Here is a 16023-nt window from a genome sequence, read left to right on the forward strand (position 1 = left end):
CGGAGACTAGTGATCTCGATAGGTTGTTGTATCGCTGGATCATTTATAATATAAAAATCAGATGAAACGAGGGGGATATGCTGCTGCTGATATTTCTTTATCTTTGCAGGGGCGCAAGCGCTGCAATACTCTTGCTTCTCCCTTTGACAGGACTAGCGCAGTACAACGTCTCTGTAACTCCAGTTGTCGTCCCCGCATCTGGTGACTATGACGCGCGAGAAGGCTTGTACGTTTCATTCTTGCTTACAAATCTTGGTGGTCCCGTCTCTCTAAGACAGACAAAATTTATCGAAGATGAGATTATTTATGTTGGATTCACTTCGGAAACATATGGTTTTCGGTTTGTGGCAACCAGCAATTCGGCCGGAAATTCTGGTCTTGATGTTACCATAGTTAATCTGAATGATTATCTGGAGGCGGCAGTTCTTGGTGTGTCTCAGACAATTAGGTTGGAAGGGGTCCTTGATGCACGCCATGAAGGTGGGTACATTGATGATCTGACAATTCGTTTTCAGGTGTTCAGTGTTGCTTGCAGCGGTGGATTTAATTGGTCTGCAGCATGTCGCATTGTTGATATCCCGGTTGTCTCGCGGCAATATACATGGTACGGGGGGAACGAAACGCAAGTTGGCGTTCCGATTCCCCGTCATCCATCAATTTACTCACGCCCAATTGTGAACTCTCCGGTTCCTGCCGGGGCGCCAGCACCGTCTTCCACATTAAGTTGTGCCGATGCTGACTGGCTAGTGCAGAATCGATTGTTCCATTTTTGGGGGCAATGGGGATGGTACAGAAATTGTCCAGGATTCTAACGCCAGGAGGAGTAAAAATGGGGATTTCAGCGACCATCTTGATTATTTTTGGCCTTTGTGTTGGCGCCGCAGCAATTGCGCAGGAATCTGGAATAGGAGGTGGCCGCGAGGAGAGGTTGATTCGCGAAGAATTGAGGCAGCGAAGAATTGATTCTGCACAAGCCGAGTGGAGGGCAGCATCAGAGAGACGAAGAGCGGTTCGTGTCAATGAGTATTTCTTGATCACGTTTGTGCCGAACGATCGACCGAACAACGCTCGTCTGCTCACCCTTTTGAGATCACATCGGTTGGCAACGAGTGCCGTCTACTTTCAGGGCGAAACATTGGACGGAGTCTATGGCTTCAGCATCGACTCTAGAAGGGAGCTGGCGGGCGAGTTGAGTCGAGTAAGCGAGGAATTACCAGCCGCTCGAGAGATTCGTCGCCGACAAAGTGCCCAACTTGGAGGTCAAGATAATAAAGGCACCAATTCTGTAAAGGAAGCTGAGGGCGATTCCAATTATTGTGCAATCGAGGTTCGCGGGCTTGTTTCAGATGTCGAGGCATTTAGGCGTGCCCATTCGGAGAAAATAATCTCGATTGAGATAATTGGTGACCGTATGCGAATGCTTCCTTCTTGCGAAAGGTGATTTCATGGAGAGGGGTAAAATTAAATGGGCGGCCTTTTTTGTGCTGTTCCTTTTTGCATTTGCAGCAGAGGCTGCATTCGAACAGTCCGTTGACTGCAGCAGGCCTCCTGGGAAATACTCATACTTCCCACTTTCGTTGGGTGGAATTGTGGATACTGATGGGCGTAGTCGATTTGTGACGATGTCGGTAGAATGGGGTGCTAGCTCTCGTTTTGCATTTCCTGAGTCCCAGGGACTGGGTTATGAGTTCAAGTTTCATCACTACAACTACGATGACGCTGCGGCTACAGGGAAAGGTCCCGCATATGTTCTGAGCCCAGGCGGATTCTGGTACTGTGACCTCCCCGGTTGCTATATCGACTCGGACTGGGGGAGTCGAACGAACAGTGCTGGTGAACGTAATGAGCCAATAATTGGGTTTGGCATTGCCCCCGGACATGTCGGTGGGTTGCGCAGTAACATTGCACAACGGAGGATTGCGTTTACGAGAGCGGTGGCTGGACGCGGAAATCGATCATTGGTAAAAGTTCACATGCGACTTACTAAACTTGTAGTGCCGAATATCGGTCTATCCGGATATTTTCTCTGTCGTACAAGCAGCGTTCCAATGTGGGAAATGGTCAAGTTTAGAGATGGGGTGTACAGTCCAACGTGCGTCCGAGGAAATACTCACTACCAAACGGGGGAGCCTCAGGGGATTTTTTATGCATGTCAAAACTAAATATAAGGACGATTTCCCTCGCGTCGTCTGAGGCTGCTGTGGTCTGCAAGGGGGCACGCTGCGGCCTTGCCAAATCGGCCTTGCAGCCGGCAGCGTGTTCCTGGGGCCGGAGCAAGCCCACCTGGGCTATGCGGCCGCAGCTATCGCCGCCGGGCTGGTGTTGATCGTTCTGGCTGTCGCTGTGTGGCCCCGCACGCGACGGGCGAAGCCCGCCTGACCGACCTCACCCCCGCCCAAACACCCCCGCCACCACCTCCGGCGCCGACGCGAAGTAGCCGTGGAAGAAGCTCGCCGTGAGGCGGCCTTGCTGGTAGACGGCTTCGGGGCCGCCGTAGCGGCGAGGTTGGGTGAGGTGGGTGGGGCGCAGGGTGGGGCCAGCTTCGAGGCGGCCGTAGTGGAAGACGTGGCCACGCAGGGAGCCGAGAGCCGTGTCCCAGTGATGCAGGCCGATGCCGGCGAGGCGTTCGCCCATCACGGCGGTGGCATCGAGCAGGCCGGCCATGGGGTGGTCTTCACCATCGAGCGTGCGCAGCACGCGGGCGCACACCATCATGCCGCCGCATTCGGCCACGATGGGGCGGCCCTGGGCGTGGTGGGTGCGCAGACTGCCCATGAAGCGGTGGCAGGCGGCCAAGGCCGCGGCGTGCAGTTCGGGGTAGCCGCCGGGCAGGTACACACCATCGCAGCCTTCCGGCACGGCTTCGTCGGCCAGGGGCGAGAAGGTCTGGACTTCGGCGCCCAGGGCGCGCAGCACGTCGAGGTTGGCTTCGTAGCAGAACGAGAACGCGGCATCGCGCGCCACGGCGATGCGGTGGCCGGCCAGCAGAGGCTCGATAGGCGGGGCCGCTTCAAGGGGTGGGGGCTGCCAGGCGGGCAGGGCCTGCAGTGCATCGGCCTCCAGCACCAAGGCAGCATCGAGTGCGGCCCAGGCGTCGTCGAGGCCGGCCTGCAGTTCCTGCGCCTGCACCAGGCCCAGGTGGCGTTCGGGCAGGGCGGTGGTGGCGCGGCCCAGGTGGCCCCACCAGGGCAGCCCTTCGGGCAGGCTGCCGGCCAGCATGCGGGCGTGGCCGGGGCTGGCCACGCGGTTGGCCATGGCGCCGGCCACGTGCAGGCCCCGCGTGCGGCCGTGGGCCTGCAGCCCCAGCGCGAGTGCGCCGAAGGTTTCGGCCATGGCGCTGGCGTCGATCACGATGAGCACGGGCAGGCCCAGACGGGCGGCCAGGTCGGCGGCGCTGGGGGTGCCGTCGTACAGGCCCATCGCGCCTTCCACCAGCAGCCAGTCGGCCTGCGCGGCGGCGCGGGCCAGCTCGCGGCGGCATTCGGCTTCACCCACCATCCACAGGTCGAGGTTGCGCACGGGGGCGTTGGTGGCATCAAGCAGGAAGCCGGGGTCGATGAAGTCGGGGCCGACCTTGAAGGCCCGCACCCGCTGGCCCTGGGCGCGCAGGCGGCGGGCGAGGGCGCAGGTGAGCGAGGTCTTGCCCTGGCCCGAGGCGGGGCCGGCGATCAGCAGCGCCCGAGTCATCGGTTCACAACTCGATTCCGCGTTGTGCGCGAAAGCCTTGTTTGAAGGCGTGCTTGATCAGGCCCATCTCGGTGACGGTGTGGGCCACCTCGATCAACTCGGGCGGCGCGGCACGGCCGGTGAGCACCACGTGCTGCATCGGGGGGCGTTGGTGCAGGTCGGCGATCACCTGCTGCACGTCGAGGTAGCGGTACTTCAGCGCGATGTTGATTTCGTCGAAGACGAGCAGGCCGAGCGATTCGTCGGCCAGCATCTCGCGCGCCAGCGCCCAGGCGGCCTGGGCCTTGGCCACGTCGCGGGCGCGGTCCTGGGTGTTCCAGGTGTAGCCCTCGCCCATGGCGTGAAAGCGCACTTCCTCAGGAAAGCGGCGGAAGAAGAGTTCTTCGCCGGTGGGCAGGGCGCCCTTGATGAACTGCACCACACCCACCTTCATGCCGTGGCCCAGGGCGCGGGCCACCATGCCGAAGGCGCTGGAGCTCTTGCCCTTGCCGTTGCCGGTGTGCACGAGGATGAGGCCGCCCTCGGCCTGGGCGGATTCGATCTTGGCATCGACGATGGCCTTCTTGCGCTGCATGCGCTCGCGGTGGCGTTCATCAAGGCCGGGGTCGGGAGAGGTGGAGTCGGTCATGGTTCAGGCCTTCAAGGAGGCATCGGCCGCCGGCAGGAAGTGGCGCAGGCCGTCCACGTCGAGCGCGCGCATGGGGCAGCCATAGGCTTCGCTCAGGCGGGCTTCGGTGAGCACCTCGGCCAGCGGTCCGGCCAGCAGGCGAGGCTGGCCGTTGGTGCCGGGGGGCAGGAAGAGCAGGGCGTGGGTGCAGCAGCGCTGGGCGAGGTTCACGTCGTGCAGCGACAGCAGCACCGCGCGGTCAGCCAGGCCGGCCAGCAGGCGGCACACGGCCAGTTGGTGGGGCACGTCGAGGTGGGCGGTGGGTTCGTCCAGCAGCACCAACGGCGTGGCCTGGGCCAGGGCGGCGGCGATGGCCACACGCTGACGTTCGCCGCCCGAGAGGCTGCGCACGTCCTGCTCGGCGAGGTGGGCCACGTCCAGCGCGGCGAGCTGCTCGCGGGCGATGCGTTCGTCGTCGGGCGCCAGCCAGCCGAAGCGGCCGGCATAGGGCTGGCGGCTGGCCAGCACCACGTCGAGTGCCGTGAGCGCGAACACGTCCTGATGGTGCTGCGGGCACCACGCGCGCAGGCGCGCCAGGGTGCGGGTGGGCAGGCGCGGCAGGGGCTGGCCGTCGATGTGCACCTCGCCGCCGGCCGGGTCGAGCAGGCCGGCCAGCGTGCGCAGCAGGGTGGTCTTGCCGCAGCCATTGGGGCCCAGGAAGGCCCAGCGTTCGCCGCGTTGCACGCGCAGGCTCAGGTCCTGCACGAGGGTGCGCTGGCCCGCACGCGCCGTGAGTTGGTGGGTGGTGAGCAGCGCCGTGGTCATCCTGCCCTCCCGTTGCGCAGCAGCAGCCACAGGAAGCTGGGCACACCGATGAAGGCGGTGAGCACGCCCACGGGCAGTTGCATGGGGGCCAGCACGGTGCGCGCCAGGGTGTCGGCCAGCATCAGGAAGGCGCCGCCGGCCAGCGCGCAGGCGGGCAGCAGCACGCGCTGGTCATTGCCCAGCAGCAGGCGCAGGGCATGCGGCACCACCAGGCCCACGAAGCCGATGCTGCCGGCCACGGTGATGGCCAGGCCCGCGGCCACCGAGGCCAGCAGCACCACGCACAGGCGCAGCCGGCGCACGTTCACGCCCAGCGCATAGGCCGGGCCGTCGCCCAGCAGCATGAGGTTGAGGTCGCGCGCCAACACGAGGGCCAGGGCCAGCAGCACGGCGGCACCGGCCAGGGGCAGGCCCCAGCGGTCGGCGCCGTTCAGGTCGCCCAGCAGCCAGAAGATCATGCCGCGCAGCTGCGCCTCGGGCGCGATCGACAGGATGAAGGCCACGATGGCGCCAAAGCCGGCCCCCACGATCACGCCCACCAGCAGCAGCTGCACGCTGGCGCGTGTGCTGTCGGCCTGCCGGCGGAAGGCGCGGGCGCCCAGCAGGAAGACCAGCGCCGTGGCCACCAGGGCTCCGGCGGCCGCGCCCAGGTTCACCCAGGCCCAGGCGGCACCGGCCCACAGCGCCAGCAGCGCGCCCACCGAGGCCCCGCTGGAGATGCCCAGCACGTAAGGGTCGGCCAGCGGGTTGCGCAGCAGCGTCTGCAGCAGCGCGCCGGCCAGCGCCAGCAGCGCGCCGCAGGCCAGGGCCGACAAGGCGCGCGGCAGGCGCAGGCCCAGCACGATGTCGGCGCTGACGCCATCGGAAGCTCGCCACAGCAGCGACAGCACTTCGCCCAGCCCCACGCGCTGACTGCCCAGGCCCAGGGCCAGCATCAGGCTGAGCAGCACCCCGCCCAGCAGCAGGGCGTAGACCAGGGGCAGCGAGCGGACGAAGCGCATGGGGGCTTACGAGCGCGGGTTCAGCGCGGCGACCACCGTACGCCCACAAAGGCGTTGAGGCCGCCGGTGGCATAGGTGTTGGCCACCTGGTAGTCCTTGTCGCCCAGGTTGTCGACACGGGCCAGCACCGTCCAGTCAGGGCCGATGCGGCGGCTCACGTGCGCACCCACCACCCCGTAGCCGCCCAGTCGCACGGTGTTGGCGGCGTTGTCGAAACGCTCGCCCACCAGCTTCAGGTGGCCGCCTACCGTCCAGTCGCCCACGGTGGCATCCGCACCGAACTGGGCATGCCGGCGGGCGCGGCGTGCGAGGAGGTTGCCGGTGTCGGCGTTGGTGGGCTTCTGGAAGTCGACCGACCCCCACAGATTGGCAGCGCCCAGGCTTTGCGAGGCCGACAGGGTCACGCCCTTGAAGACCGCCTCGCCGGCGTTCTCGTAGCAGCCGAAGGTGCTGGCGCAGGGGCCGGCGGCGCCGAAGTTGATGAGGTCTTTCACCTCGTTACGAAACACCACCAGGCCGAACTGGCGATCGTCGCGGGCATAGCGCAGGCCCAGCTCGGCACTGCGCGACGACTCGGGTTTCAGGTCGGCCACGCCGTACTGGCTGAAGCGCTGATAGAGCGTGGGCGCCCGGAAGGCCGTGCCGGCCGAGGCGGTCACGCGCCATTGCGGCGTGAAGGCGAAGGCATAGGCCGCGCCGCCGGTGGTCTTGCCGCCGAACTCGCTGTCGTCGTCATGCCGCACATTGAGCTGCACGGTGTGCACCCGGTCGCTCCAGTGGTAGCCCAGAGCGACGCCGTTCTGCGAGCGGGACGCGTCGATGGGCGGCGGGCCAGAGTTGTCCAGGCGGTCTTCGCGGCGTTCGAGCGCGGCCGTCAGGCGATGGGCGCCGAGCTGCAGCTCATGATGCCAGAGGTAGCTCTGCACACGGGTGTCGGTGAAGTAGGGCGAGGGTGTCGTCTCGTACTGGTCCCGGCCCCGGTTGGCGCTCAGGCGCATGCGGTAGCTGTCGGTCCAGCGCGCCGACCAGGTCAGGCCCAGGGTCTGCACATCGTTTTGCGCGCGGTCGTCGGCGGTGCTGGCGAAGCCGTCGTACTGCGAATTCTGGTCGTTCGTCAGGGCGGTGGCTTCCAGCCGGTGGGCGTCGTTCAGCGCCCACCCCAGGCGGGCCGAGGCTGAGGTGCTGCGGTAGCCATCCCGATCCGGGAAGCCCACCCCGGGGCGTGCGTCGAAGCCCTCGCTGGTTTCATGGGCCACGCTCAGGGCATAGTCCAGGCGGCCGGCCGTTCCGTGGAAGCCCACGTCCGCCCGGCGCGTCTGGTGGCTGCCCAGGCCCACGCCGATGCTGGGCGTGAAGGGGCCTTCGCCCTTGCGCGTGAAGATCTGCACCACGCCCGAGATGGCATCCGACCCGTAGATGGCCGCGGCCGGGCCGCGCAGGATCTCGATGCGCTCGATCTGTGAGGCGGGCAGGGCATTCCAGTTGGCACCGCCCGTGGCTTGCGAATCGACGCGCACGCCGTCGATGAAGACAGCGGTGAAGCGGTTCTCGCCGCCGCGAAGGAAGAGGCTGGTATTGCCCGCAGGCCCGCCGTTGCGGGAGAACTCGACCCCCGGCGTGCGCGAGAGCAGGTCGGCCACCGTGGTGGCGCCGCTGCGTTCAATGGTGTTGCGTTCGACGACGGAGACGTCGGACACCACCTCGTTCAGGGTCTGCTCGACACGGGTGGCGGTGATGACCACGGTGTCGAGGGAAGGCGCCTGGGCCAGCAGGGTCTGGGCCGCAGCGGCGCAGGGCAGGAGGGCAGCGCACACAGGCGCGGGCATCCATCGCGCAGCGCGACGGGCGGAGAGGGAAAAGGTCATGGCAGAACAGCGTTGATCGCTCCGGCCCGCTTCCCCGCAGGCCAGAACCCCATCGAGCGCGCGAACGCGCTCCCCCGTTGGCCGGTATCCGGGCTGACAGATCCACACCGATCACCTTCCCAGCCGTGACCCGAAGGACATGACCAGTGGTTGAGGATCGGCATTGAGCGCATCCGGAGGCGCGCTCGTCTGCTTACCGTTGCGGGGGCAGCGCAGGTTGGCGTGCCGGCGAGGCCGACGGCGCTTCCTGCTTCCCGTTTAACTGCCAGGCGAGACCGCCCGGCGAGCACCAACGAGAGACATTGTAGTACGACGATTCGTGCGATGTCAGCGGCGCCGCGCCGCCGTGCCACGCAGCATCAGCACCACTCCGCACAGCACGATGCCGGCGGCCAGCCATTCGGGGCCGGTGATGTGCTCGCCGGCCACCGCCACGCCCAGCACCATCGCGATCACCGGGTTGACGAAGGTGTAGCTCGACGCCAGGGCCGCGCTGGTGTTGGCCAGCAGGTACATGTAGGCATTGAAGGCGATCAGCGAGCCGAACACGACGAGGTAGAACCACGCGCCCACGGCCAGCGGCTCGGGCGGCCAGACGGGCGACTCGCCCGTGACCCAGGCCAGCGCCATCAGCACGATGCCGCCGCAGATCATTTCGCTGGCGAAACCCATCGCACCCGGGGCCATCGGCAGGCTGCGCTGGCTGAGCACGCTGCCCAGCGACCAGGTGATGCAGGCGATCGCGATGGCGGCCAGTCCCGCGGGCGAGGCCTGGAAGCCCGCGCCCTGGGTGAGCATCAGCACGCCGGCGAGGCCCACGGCGATGCCGGCCATCTCCATGCGGCCGGGCACCACGCGCCAGAGCAGGTTGAGCGCCGCGATCATCAGCGGCACCACCGCGATGAAGGCCACCACCAGGCCCGAGCCCACGGTCTGTTCGGCATAGGCCGTGCCGCCCATGCCGCCGCCCAGCATCAGGGTGCCCACCACCAGGGCGTTGCGCCATTGCCGCGCGTCGGGCCAGGCGGCACCGCGCCAGCGCATCCAGGCGGCCAGCACCACGCCGGCCAGCAGGAAGCGGGTGCCCATCTGGAAAAAGGGCGGGAAGCTGATCAGCGCGTACTTGATGGCCAGGTAGGTGGAGCCCCAGACCAGCCAGGTGGCGGCCAGGCAGAGCATCACCAGGGGGCTGAGCGCCGGAGTGGAGGGCAGCGAGGAAGTGGCGGTTGTCATGAGCTGTTGTCTTGATGTTCTAAGCCGCTATGCTAGAAAAGCTTCTGCCGCCGATGAAGACCATTTCAAAGGAGATGAAGCGGAGCCACCGTGAATTTCAAAGAAGGAAAGCGTCTTGGCCTTGAACCTTGAGCTGGACCACCACGACACCCGCATCCTGGCCGAACTGCAGGCCGATGCGCGCCTGTCCATGGCCGAACTGGGCCGGCGCGTGCACCTGAGCCAGCCGGCCGTCACCGAGCGCGTGCGCAAGCTGGAATCGGCCGGCGTCATCACCGGCTACCGCGCCAGCGTGAACCTGGCGAAACTGGGCTACGGCATCCGCGCCATCGTGCGCGTGGGGCGGGCCGAGTACGCCCGGGTGGTGAAGCTCATCCAGCAGACGCCTGAGGTGATCAATGCCTACAACGTCACCGGCGAGGACAGCTGGATCCTCGAAATTGCGGTGATCGACGTCTCCCACCTCGATGCGGTGGTGACGAAGTTCTGCCTCCTGACGGAAACTTCGACCTCCATCATCCTGAATGCCGCGCGCGAGCACCAGCCCATGCTGCCGGCCCGGCCCGAGGACGTGAAGCCTCCCATCAAGAAAGTCGACAACGCATGAACTTCGAGCAGTTTTCCACCTGCGACCTGTGCGACGAGCACAAGGGCGACACCGATGGCGTCTTCCGCGTGCTGCCGCCGGTCTTCCACAGCTATGGCGGCCGGACCCGCTTTGCCGGCCCGGTGCGCACGGTGAAGTGCTATGAAGACAACACCGAGGTGAAGGCCCTGCTGGAAGGCCCGGGCCACGGCCAGGTGCTGGTGGTGGACGGTGGCGCCTCGCTGGCGCGCGCCCTGGTGGGGGGCAACATCGCCGCCGCCGCGGCGAAGAACGGCTGGGCCGGCGTGGTGGTGAACGGCTGCGTGCGCGACCTGGCCGAGATGCAGGCCTGCGACGTGGGCATCCGCGCGCTGGCGCTCATCCCCATGCCCACCGAACGCCGCCACCAGGGCCAGCGCGACGTGCCCGTGCAGGTGCAGGGCGTGTGGGTGCGGCCCGGCGAATGGCTGTTTGCCGACGACGACGGCATCGTGGTGATGCCGGCGCAGGGCTGATCGGTCCCATCATGTTGGCGTGGCCTGCCATTCCCCCCGAGCACCTGGCGCAGTTGCAGCGACGGGTGTCGATCATGGTGGCCAGCCGCGACGATCGCCTCGTGCCCCACCTGGTGCGGGGCCTGGGCTGCCGGCTGCAGGACGAGCCCCTGCGGATCACCGTGCTGCTCAGTGCCAGGGGCAGCGAGCAGGTGCTGGACGACCTGCGTTGCAGCGACCGGATCGCCGTGACCTTCAGCGAGCCCAGCACGCACCGCACCATCCAGTTCAAGGGGCGTGGGGTGGACATCCGGCCCGGCGAGCGGGCCGACCGTGAGTTGGCGGCCGCCTATGCACAGCGCCTGTGCGACGAGATCGTGCCCATGGGCTACCCCTATCCGGTGATCGCCGGTCTGCTGGCGCACGACCCCTTCCAGCTCGTGGCCGTGAGCTTCACGCCCGAGGCCAGCTTTGACCAGACGCCTGGCGCCCACCCGGCCGGACCTTCGGGGGCCGCATGAGCATCCACCCCCATGCCGTCGCGATCTCACTCGACGACATCCGGCCCTGCTTCGAAGGCGCCATCCCGTCGATGATGGCCACCTGCGATGCCGAGGGCGTACCCAACGTGGCCTACCTCTCGCAGGTGGACTATGTGGACGCCCACCACCTGGCGCTGTCCTTCCAGTTCTTCAACACCACGCGGCGCAATGTGCTGGCCAACCCGCAGGTCGAGATCCTGGTGACCCACCCCTACACCTCGGCCATCTACCGCCTGCGCGCGCGCTACCTGCACACGCAGACCTCGGGGCCGCTGTTCGAGCGCATGAAGGCGCGGCTGTCGGGCATCGCCTCGCACACCGGCATGAGCGAGGTGTTCCGGCTGAAGGGGGCCGACCTCTATCGCGTGGAGTCCATCGTGCACGTGGACAAGCCCGACCTGCCGGCCCCGCCTGCGGGCAGCGGGCGCCTGTCGGCACTGCGGCGCGCGAGCGAGCAGCTCGCGGCCTGCCACGACCTGGACACCCTCTTCGACACCACGCTCGACGTGTTGCGCGACGAGTTCGACATCCGCCACGCGATGCTGCTGATGCTCGACGCCTCGGGCCAGCAGCTCTACACCGTGGCCAGCCGGGGCTACCCGAACTCGGGCGTGGGCTCCGAGATCGCGCTCGGCCAGGGCGTGATCGGCGTGGCCGCGCGCGAACGCACGCCGGTGCGCATCAGCCATCTCACCGCCGAATACACCTACAGCCGCGCGGTGCGCGACGGCCTGCGCCGCGCGGGCGCCGAGGCCGGAGCCCCGGCTGGGGCCGATCGCGAGATCCCCTGGCCCGGCCTGGCCGAGCCGCACAGCCAGCTGGCCGTGCCCCTGGTGGTGGGCGGCGACTTGCTGGGCGTGGTCTTTGTCGAAAGCACCGAAGACCTGCGCTTCAGCTACGACGACGAGGACGCCCTGGTCTGCCTGGCCGGCCACATCGGTCGGGCCGTGCGCCAGTTCCAGGCGGGCGCCGACGAATCCGAGGACGGGCCCGCGGCCGAGGTGCCCGCCAGCGCGGCCCCGGCCGTCGACCCCGCGCAGTCGCCACTGCCCGTGCGCTACTTCCCGGTGGATGGCAGCGTCTTCTTTGGGCACGACTACATCATCAAGGGGGTCGCCGGTGCCATCCTGTGGAAGCTCGTCAGCGACCACGTGCAGCACGGCCGCAACGAGTTCACCAACCGCGAACTGCGGCTCGACCCGCGCATCCGCCTGCCCGACGTGTGCGACAACCTCGAGGCCCGCCTGGTGCTGCTCACGCGCCGCCTGGTCGAGCGCCAGACGCCCGTGACCCTGCACAAGACGGGCCGAGGCCGCTTTGCGGTGCAGGTCCAGCGCCCGTTGGTGCTGGAAGAGGCCTGACGGCAAGTGTTCAGGCGGCTTCGCCGTAGTGGTCCCAGGCAGCCTCGCTGGCGGGCAGGTGCAGCTCGCGCGTCAGCGCCGCCCAGTCGTGGGCCGACAGTCGCGTGCGCGCCAGGTCCATCACTGCCTTGAAGGCCGGAGCGGGGGCCTTCTGGCGCATGTCGCCCAGCATCAGCGCGCGCTCGGTGGCGTTCACCGCGGGCAGCATCCAGAACATCACGTTCATCATCTCGTCCGGCGGAATGGATGCCACCAGCTCGTCGTGAAGGTCCATCAGCTCTGCGTCGGTGTAGTGGGCCCACAGCACGGCGTTGTGCTCGGTCTCTTCGTAGTGCATGTGCTCGAGGTTGTCGGCCATGAAGAGCGCCAGCGCGTGATAGAGCCGGTTCCACGCGGCCTCGCGGTCGCCCGCCGGGCACAGGTCGGCCACCAGGGCCAGATCGCTCAGGGCTTCCAGATGGTCATCGTGTGCCCCATGCTCGGCCGCGATGCGCGCCGACGTCCCCGGCTGCGCCTGCTCCAGCGCGGGGTGCATGAAGCGGTTCTCGTGCTCGATGTGCCCGGCGAACATCTTCACCAGCGCGTGCACGCGGTTCAGGCTCTCGCGCACCTGGGCCCCGTCGGCCAGGTCGGTGGTGCCCACGCGCGTGAGCGTGTCGCTGAGCATGAGGCGCAAGGCCTTGTGGATGCCCCCGTACAGGTTCAGCCGTGCTGCGCTGTCTTCTTGTGCGGCGGCCGCCTTCTGGGCGGCGTGCGCGGCGTGGGTGGAGGGGGCGGTGTCGTGGAGTGTCGAAATGGTATTCATGGTTCCTGCGTCGCTGTCTCGTGTCTGGCGCCGGAAACCCTTCCCGGCACGCAGCGCAACTGTAGGAACCGGCACCAAAGGGCGTTGCTAAATTTGCGCTCAGCGAACCTTCAAGAATTCTTAAGTCCCTCTTGTGGGGGTGCCCCGGGGAGGGCGACGGCCCGTCAGAGAAGCGCTACGCTGCGGGCGGCCCGGTGGGGGAGCTCAACGTCAGGGGTGAACCAACGGACAGCAGCATGCACGGTCAGCCCCCCAGGTTGGTGAGTCGTTCGTGCTGGTTGCGGGATTCGGCTCGCGCGGGCCGCGTCAGTGCGCTACCATTGAGCCATCTTCGGAGATGGCATGCCTCCGTGAACCGCCCGGGTCGGCCGGGCTGATGATGCCTACCAGACTGCCTTGAGGGTGGCTGCGTAGGCATTTTCGCTTCCGCCCTGGTTTGACACGAAAGACGGAAGCTCGATGGGATCTCTTCTTGCCATCAGTCTGGGTGCCTCCCTTGGAGCCATCCTGCGCTGGATGCTCGGTGTCCAGCTCAACTCTGTGTTTCCCTCCTTGCCGCTGGGCACGCTGGTGGCCAATTTGCTGGGGGGCTATCTGGTGGGGGCCTCGCTCGCATTTTTCGCAGGCCACCCTTCCTTGCCGCCCGAATGGCGGCTGTTCCTCGTCACAGGGCTGCTGGGCGGCCTGACCACGTTTTCCACGTTCTCGGCAGAAGTTGTCACGCAGCTGATGCAGGGGCGTTGGGTATGGGCGCTGAGCACGGTGACCGTGCATGTGGCGGGCAGTCTGGTCATGACCTTGCTGGGCGTTGGCACCATCAACTGGGTGCGTCAACTTTCGTGGACAGGAGGCTGATCATGAAGGGATATCAGGTCACATTCTTCACTGGTGAGAGTCGGCGGCACGGTCATGTCCCCATGGGGCGTTGGCTGGTCGAGGCGGTTCAGTCGCTGGGGATCAGGGGGGCGACCCTCAACACCGGTGTGCAGGGCATCGGGCGCGATGGCAAGCTCCATTCCGCTCACTTCTTTGATCTCGCCGACCAGCCGGTGGAAGTCATGGTCGTCGTGAGCGAAGCCGATGGCGAGAGGCTTTTCTCGCTGCTGGAGCGCGAGGAGGCCAACGTGTTTTATGTGAAGACGCCCGTGGAATTCGGCGTTGTCGGTGCACCCAAGGCGTGAGGCGGCGATGGAGCGATGGGTCGTCTATGCGTGGCTGTCCATGTTCTTCGCCGGGTTCACGTCCGTGATTGCCAAGATGGGGCTGTCGGGCATCTCCGGCGACCTGGGGCTGGCCGTGCGCACCTGCTTCGTGTTCGTCTTTGTGCTGATGTTCGCCGCAGCGGTTGTCCCGCCGGACGAGTTCCGCGGCCTGACGACCAGCAATCTCGTGTGGCTTGGCGTATCGGGCGCCACCACCGCGTGCTCGTGGGTCTTTTACTACAAGGCCATCAAGATCGGCGAAGTGTCCACTGTGGCGCTCATCGACAAAGGCAGCGTCGTGGTGGCGCTGCTACTGGCCACCATCGTTCTCCAGGAAGCCCTGACGACGACCAAGCTGGTGGGCGCCGGTCTCATCGTTGCAGGGTTGTTGGTGCTGGCGAGGGGGTGAGGGCCTTGCGCGCATCGGCTCCGGTCGGAACCCAGGCCTCGCCCCTCGACGCGATGTCACGTCGCCACCACCTCGAGCAGCCGGTCCAGGCCGCCTTCATTGATCGCCACCATCGCCTGCTCGCGCACCTTGGGCTTGGCGTGGTAGGCCACGCTCAGGCCGGCGGCGGCCATCATGAGGAGGTCGTTGGCGCCGTCGCCCACGGCGATGGCTTGTGAGGGCGGGCAGCCCAGGCGCTGGCACAGGGCCAGGAGCTGGTGCTTCTTTTCTTCGCCGTCCACGATGTCGCCCACCACACGGCCGGTGAGCCGGCCGTTCTCGATTTCCAGCACGTTGGCATGGGCGTGGTCCATGCCCAGACGTTCGCGCACGCGGTCGGCGAAGAAGGTGAAGCCGCCCGAGACGAGCAGGGTGCGCAGCCCCGCGGCGCGGCAGGCGGCGATGAGTTCGGCCGCGCCCGGGTTGAGGCGCAGGCGCTGGGTGTAGACCTCCATCAGCGCGCCTTCGGGCACGCCCTTGAGCAAGGCCACGCGGCGGCGCAGGCTGTCCTTGAAGTCGGTGATCTCGCCGCGCATCGCGGCTTCGGTGATGGCGGCCACTTCGGCCTTCTTGCCCACGGCGTCGGCGATCTCGTCGATGCACTCGATGTTGATCAGCGTGGAATCCATGTCGAAGGCGATGGCCTTGTAGTCGGCCAGACGCAGCGGCGGGGTGAAGCCGCGGATGACAAGCCCCGGGGCGTGTTCGGTGAAGGTGCTCATCCGCGAATTATCGCGGCTGGGCCTCAGGGTGCATCCGGCGGCAGCAGCGCGCCGAGCGCCAGGAGCGCGGCGTCCAGCGGCAGGTGGCCGGCCATCACGAGCTGGGCCAGGCCGTGCACGGTGCCCCACAGCGCGTGGCACAGCGGGGCCGGATCGCCGCTTGGCAGCACGCCGGCCTGCTGGGCCTGCACCACACAGTCGGCCAGCAGGGCCTCGTTGCTGGCGATGAGCGGCGCCATGTCTTCACTGGGATCACCGGGTTTGCAGTACTGAGGGTCGAACACCAGGCCAAAGGCGTGCGGCTGTTCGGCTGCAAAGCGCACATAGGCCGCGCCCAGCGCCAGCAGCCGCGCGCGGGGGCCCTGGGCCTGGGCGACGGCGTCGGCTTGCGCCTGCAGGAGGCGGCGCATGCCTTCCACGCCGGCGGCGTGGATCAGCGCCTGACGATCGGCGAAGTAATGGTAGGGGGCCGTGTGGCTCACCTGGGCGGCGCGCGCGAGCTCGCGCAGGCTCAGTTGCGCGGCCGGCGTGGTGGCGAGCTGGCGCAGGGCCACGTCGAGCAGGGTCTCGCGCAAGTGGCCGTGGTGGTAGGGGCGCTTGGTGGCAGCAGATGAACTTGACACAGGAAAGATTCTACCGGACACT

At 66.7% G+C, this 16023-nt stretch carries 18 protein-coding genes and 2 riboswitches; of the genes, 9 read left to right on the forward strand and 9 right to left on the reverse strand.

The window, feature by feature from the left end; translation table 11 throughout:
* The first annotated feature begins 77 nt into the window (after positions 1 to 77).
* A complete protein-coding gene (locus tag C1704_RS17440) occupies positions 78 to 812 on the forward strand; it encodes a hypothetical protein (protein ID WP_146076056.1) in 735 nt (244 codons plus the stop codon).
* Between the two features lie 17 nt (positions 813 to 829).
* Positions 830 to 1441, forward strand: coding sequence for a hypothetical protein (locus tag C1704_RS17445; protein ID WP_146076057.1), 612 nt, complete (start codon positions 830 to 832; stop codon positions 1439 to 1441).
* A gap of 944 nt (positions 1442 to 2385) precedes the next feature.
* Here C1704_RS17445 and C1704_RS08725 read toward each other — a convergent pair.
* From C1704_RS08725 to yedA, 6 genes are all read right to left on the reverse strand, one after another.
* A complete protein-coding gene (locus tag C1704_RS08725) occupies positions 2386 to 3687 on the reverse strand; it encodes a cobyrinic acid a,c-diamide synthase CobB (RefSeq protein WP_104302334.1) in 1302 nt (433 codons plus the stop codon).
* 4 nt (positions 3688 to 3691) lie between these two features.
* Positions 3692 to 4315, reverse strand: coding sequence for a cob(I)yrinic acid a,c-diamide adenosyltransferase (gene cobO / locus C1704_RS08730; RefSeq protein ID WP_104302335.1), 624 nt, complete (start codon positions 4313 to 4315; stop codon positions 3692 to 3694).
* A 3-nt stretch (positions 4316 to 4318) separates the two neighbouring features.
* Positions 4319 to 5119, reverse strand: a complete 801-nt coding sequence (locus C1704_RS08735; protein ID WP_104302336.1) for an ABC transporter ATP-binding protein — start codon at positions 5117 to 5119, stop codon at positions 4319 to 4321.
* Positions 5116 to 6120 (reverse strand): FecCD family ABC transporter permease, encoded by a 1005-nt coding sequence (locus C1704_RS08740; protein WP_104302337.1) that lies wholly within the window; start codon positions 6118 to 6120, stop codon positions 5116 to 5118. Before C1704_RS08740 ends, C1704_RS08735 begins: the two co-directional genes overlap by 4 nt.
* Before the next feature lie 20 nt (positions 6121 to 6140).
* A complete protein-coding gene (locus tag C1704_RS08745) occupies positions 6141 to 7985 on the reverse strand; it encodes a TonB-dependent receptor domain-containing protein (RefSeq protein WP_104302338.1) in 1845 nt (614 codons plus the stop codon).
* Positions 7986 to 8047: 62 nt separating this feature from the next.
* A riboswitch (cobalamin riboswitch) is annotated at positions 8048 to 8294 on the reverse strand.
* Positions 8295 to 8312: 18 nt separating this feature from the next.
* Positions 8313 to 9218 carry a drug/metabolite exporter YedA gene (gene yedA, locus C1704_RS08750; protein ID WP_104302339.1) on the reverse strand — a complete coding sequence of 302 codons (906 nt, stop codon included), beginning with the start codon at positions 9216 to 9218 and terminating at the stop codon, positions 8313 to 8315.
* Positions 9219 to 9333: 115 nt separating this feature from the next.
* Between yedA and C1704_RS08755 the strand changes: the two genes are divergently transcribed.
* Genes C1704_RS08755 through C1704_RS08770 form a run of 4 tightly spaced genes read left to right on the forward strand, consistent with a single transcriptional unit; the run spans position 9334 to position 12201 of the window.
* Positions 9334 to 9825 carry an Lrp/AsnC family transcriptional regulator gene (locus C1704_RS08755; protein WP_104302340.1) on the forward strand — a complete coding sequence of 164 codons (492 nt, stop codon included), beginning with the start codon at positions 9334 to 9336 and terminating at the stop codon, positions 9823 to 9825.
* Positions 9822 to 10319 carry a ribonuclease E activity regulator RraA gene (rraA, locus tag C1704_RS08760; protein ID WP_104302341.1) on the forward strand — a complete coding sequence of 166 codons (498 nt, stop codon included), beginning with the start codon at positions 9822 to 9824 and terminating at the stop codon, positions 10317 to 10319. The genes C1704_RS08755 and rraA overlap by 4 nt, the downstream gene beginning before the upstream one ends.
* 11 nt (positions 10320 to 10330) lie before the next feature.
* Entirely contained in the window at positions 10331 to 10819 is a 489-nt protein-coding gene (locus tag C1704_RS08765) for a hypothetical protein (protein ID WP_104302342.1), read from the forward strand.
* Positions 10816 to 12201: a GAF domain-containing protein gene (locus C1704_RS08770; RefSeq protein ID WP_104302343.1), complete on the forward strand. Its 1386-nt coding sequence runs from the start codon at positions 10816 to 10818 to the stop codon at positions 12199 to 12201. The genes C1704_RS08765 and C1704_RS08770 overlap by 4 nt, the downstream gene beginning before the upstream one ends.
* A gap of 10 nt (positions 12202 to 12211) precedes the next feature.
* Here the strand turns inward: C1704_RS08770 and C1704_RS08775 are convergent, their stop codons facing one another.
* Positions 12212 to 13006, reverse strand: a complete 795-nt coding sequence (locus C1704_RS08775; protein ID WP_104302344.1) for a hemerythrin domain-containing protein — start codon at positions 13004 to 13006, stop codon at positions 12212 to 12214.
* A 324-nt stretch (positions 13007 to 13330) separates the two neighbouring features.
* Positions 13331 to 13399, forward strand: a riboswitch (Fluoride riboswitch).
* A gap of 66 nt (positions 13400 to 13465) precedes the next feature.
* Between C1704_RS08775 and crcB the strand changes: the two genes are divergently transcribed.
* From crcB to C1704_RS08790, 3 genes are read left to right on the forward strand one after another with little or no spacing between them, the layout of a single operon-like run.
* Positions 13466 to 13861 carry a fluoride efflux transporter CrcB gene (crcB, locus tag C1704_RS08780; RefSeq protein ID WP_104302345.1) on the forward strand — a complete coding sequence of 132 codons (396 nt, stop codon included), beginning with the start codon at positions 13466 to 13468 and terminating at the stop codon, positions 13859 to 13861.
* A 2-nt stretch (positions 13862 to 13863) separates the two neighbouring features.
* Entirely contained in the window at positions 13864 to 14187 is a 324-nt protein-coding gene (locus C1704_RS08785) for a DUF190 domain-containing protein (RefSeq protein WP_104302346.1), read from the forward strand.
* 7 nt (positions 14188 to 14194) lie between these two features.
* Entirely contained in the window at positions 14195 to 14617 is a 423-nt protein-coding gene (locus tag C1704_RS08790) for an EamA family transporter (protein WP_104302347.1), read from the forward strand.
* Between the two features lie 56 nt (positions 14618 to 14673).
* Here the strand turns inward: C1704_RS08790 and serB are convergent, their stop codons facing one another.
* Together serB and C1704_RS08800 are read right to left on the reverse strand one after the other, a co-directional pair.
* Positions 14674 to 15378 (reverse strand): phosphoserine phosphatase SerB, encoded by a 705-nt coding sequence (gene serB, locus C1704_RS08795; protein ID WP_104302348.1) that lies wholly within the window; start codon positions 15376 to 15378, stop codon positions 14674 to 14676.
* 23 nt (positions 15379 to 15401) lie between these two features.
* Positions 15402 to 16001, reverse strand: a complete 600-nt coding sequence (locus C1704_RS08800) for a TetR/AcrR family transcriptional regulator (protein ID WP_170064657.1) — start codon at positions 15999 to 16001, stop codon at positions 15402 to 15404.
* Positions 16002 to 16023 lie beyond the last annotated feature (22 nt).

Source organism: Caldimonas caldifontis (genome assembly GCF_002930615.1).
Taxonomy (GTDB): Bacteria; Pseudomonadota; Gammaproteobacteria; order Burkholderiales; family Burkholderiaceae_C; genus Caldimonas; species Caldimonas caldifontis.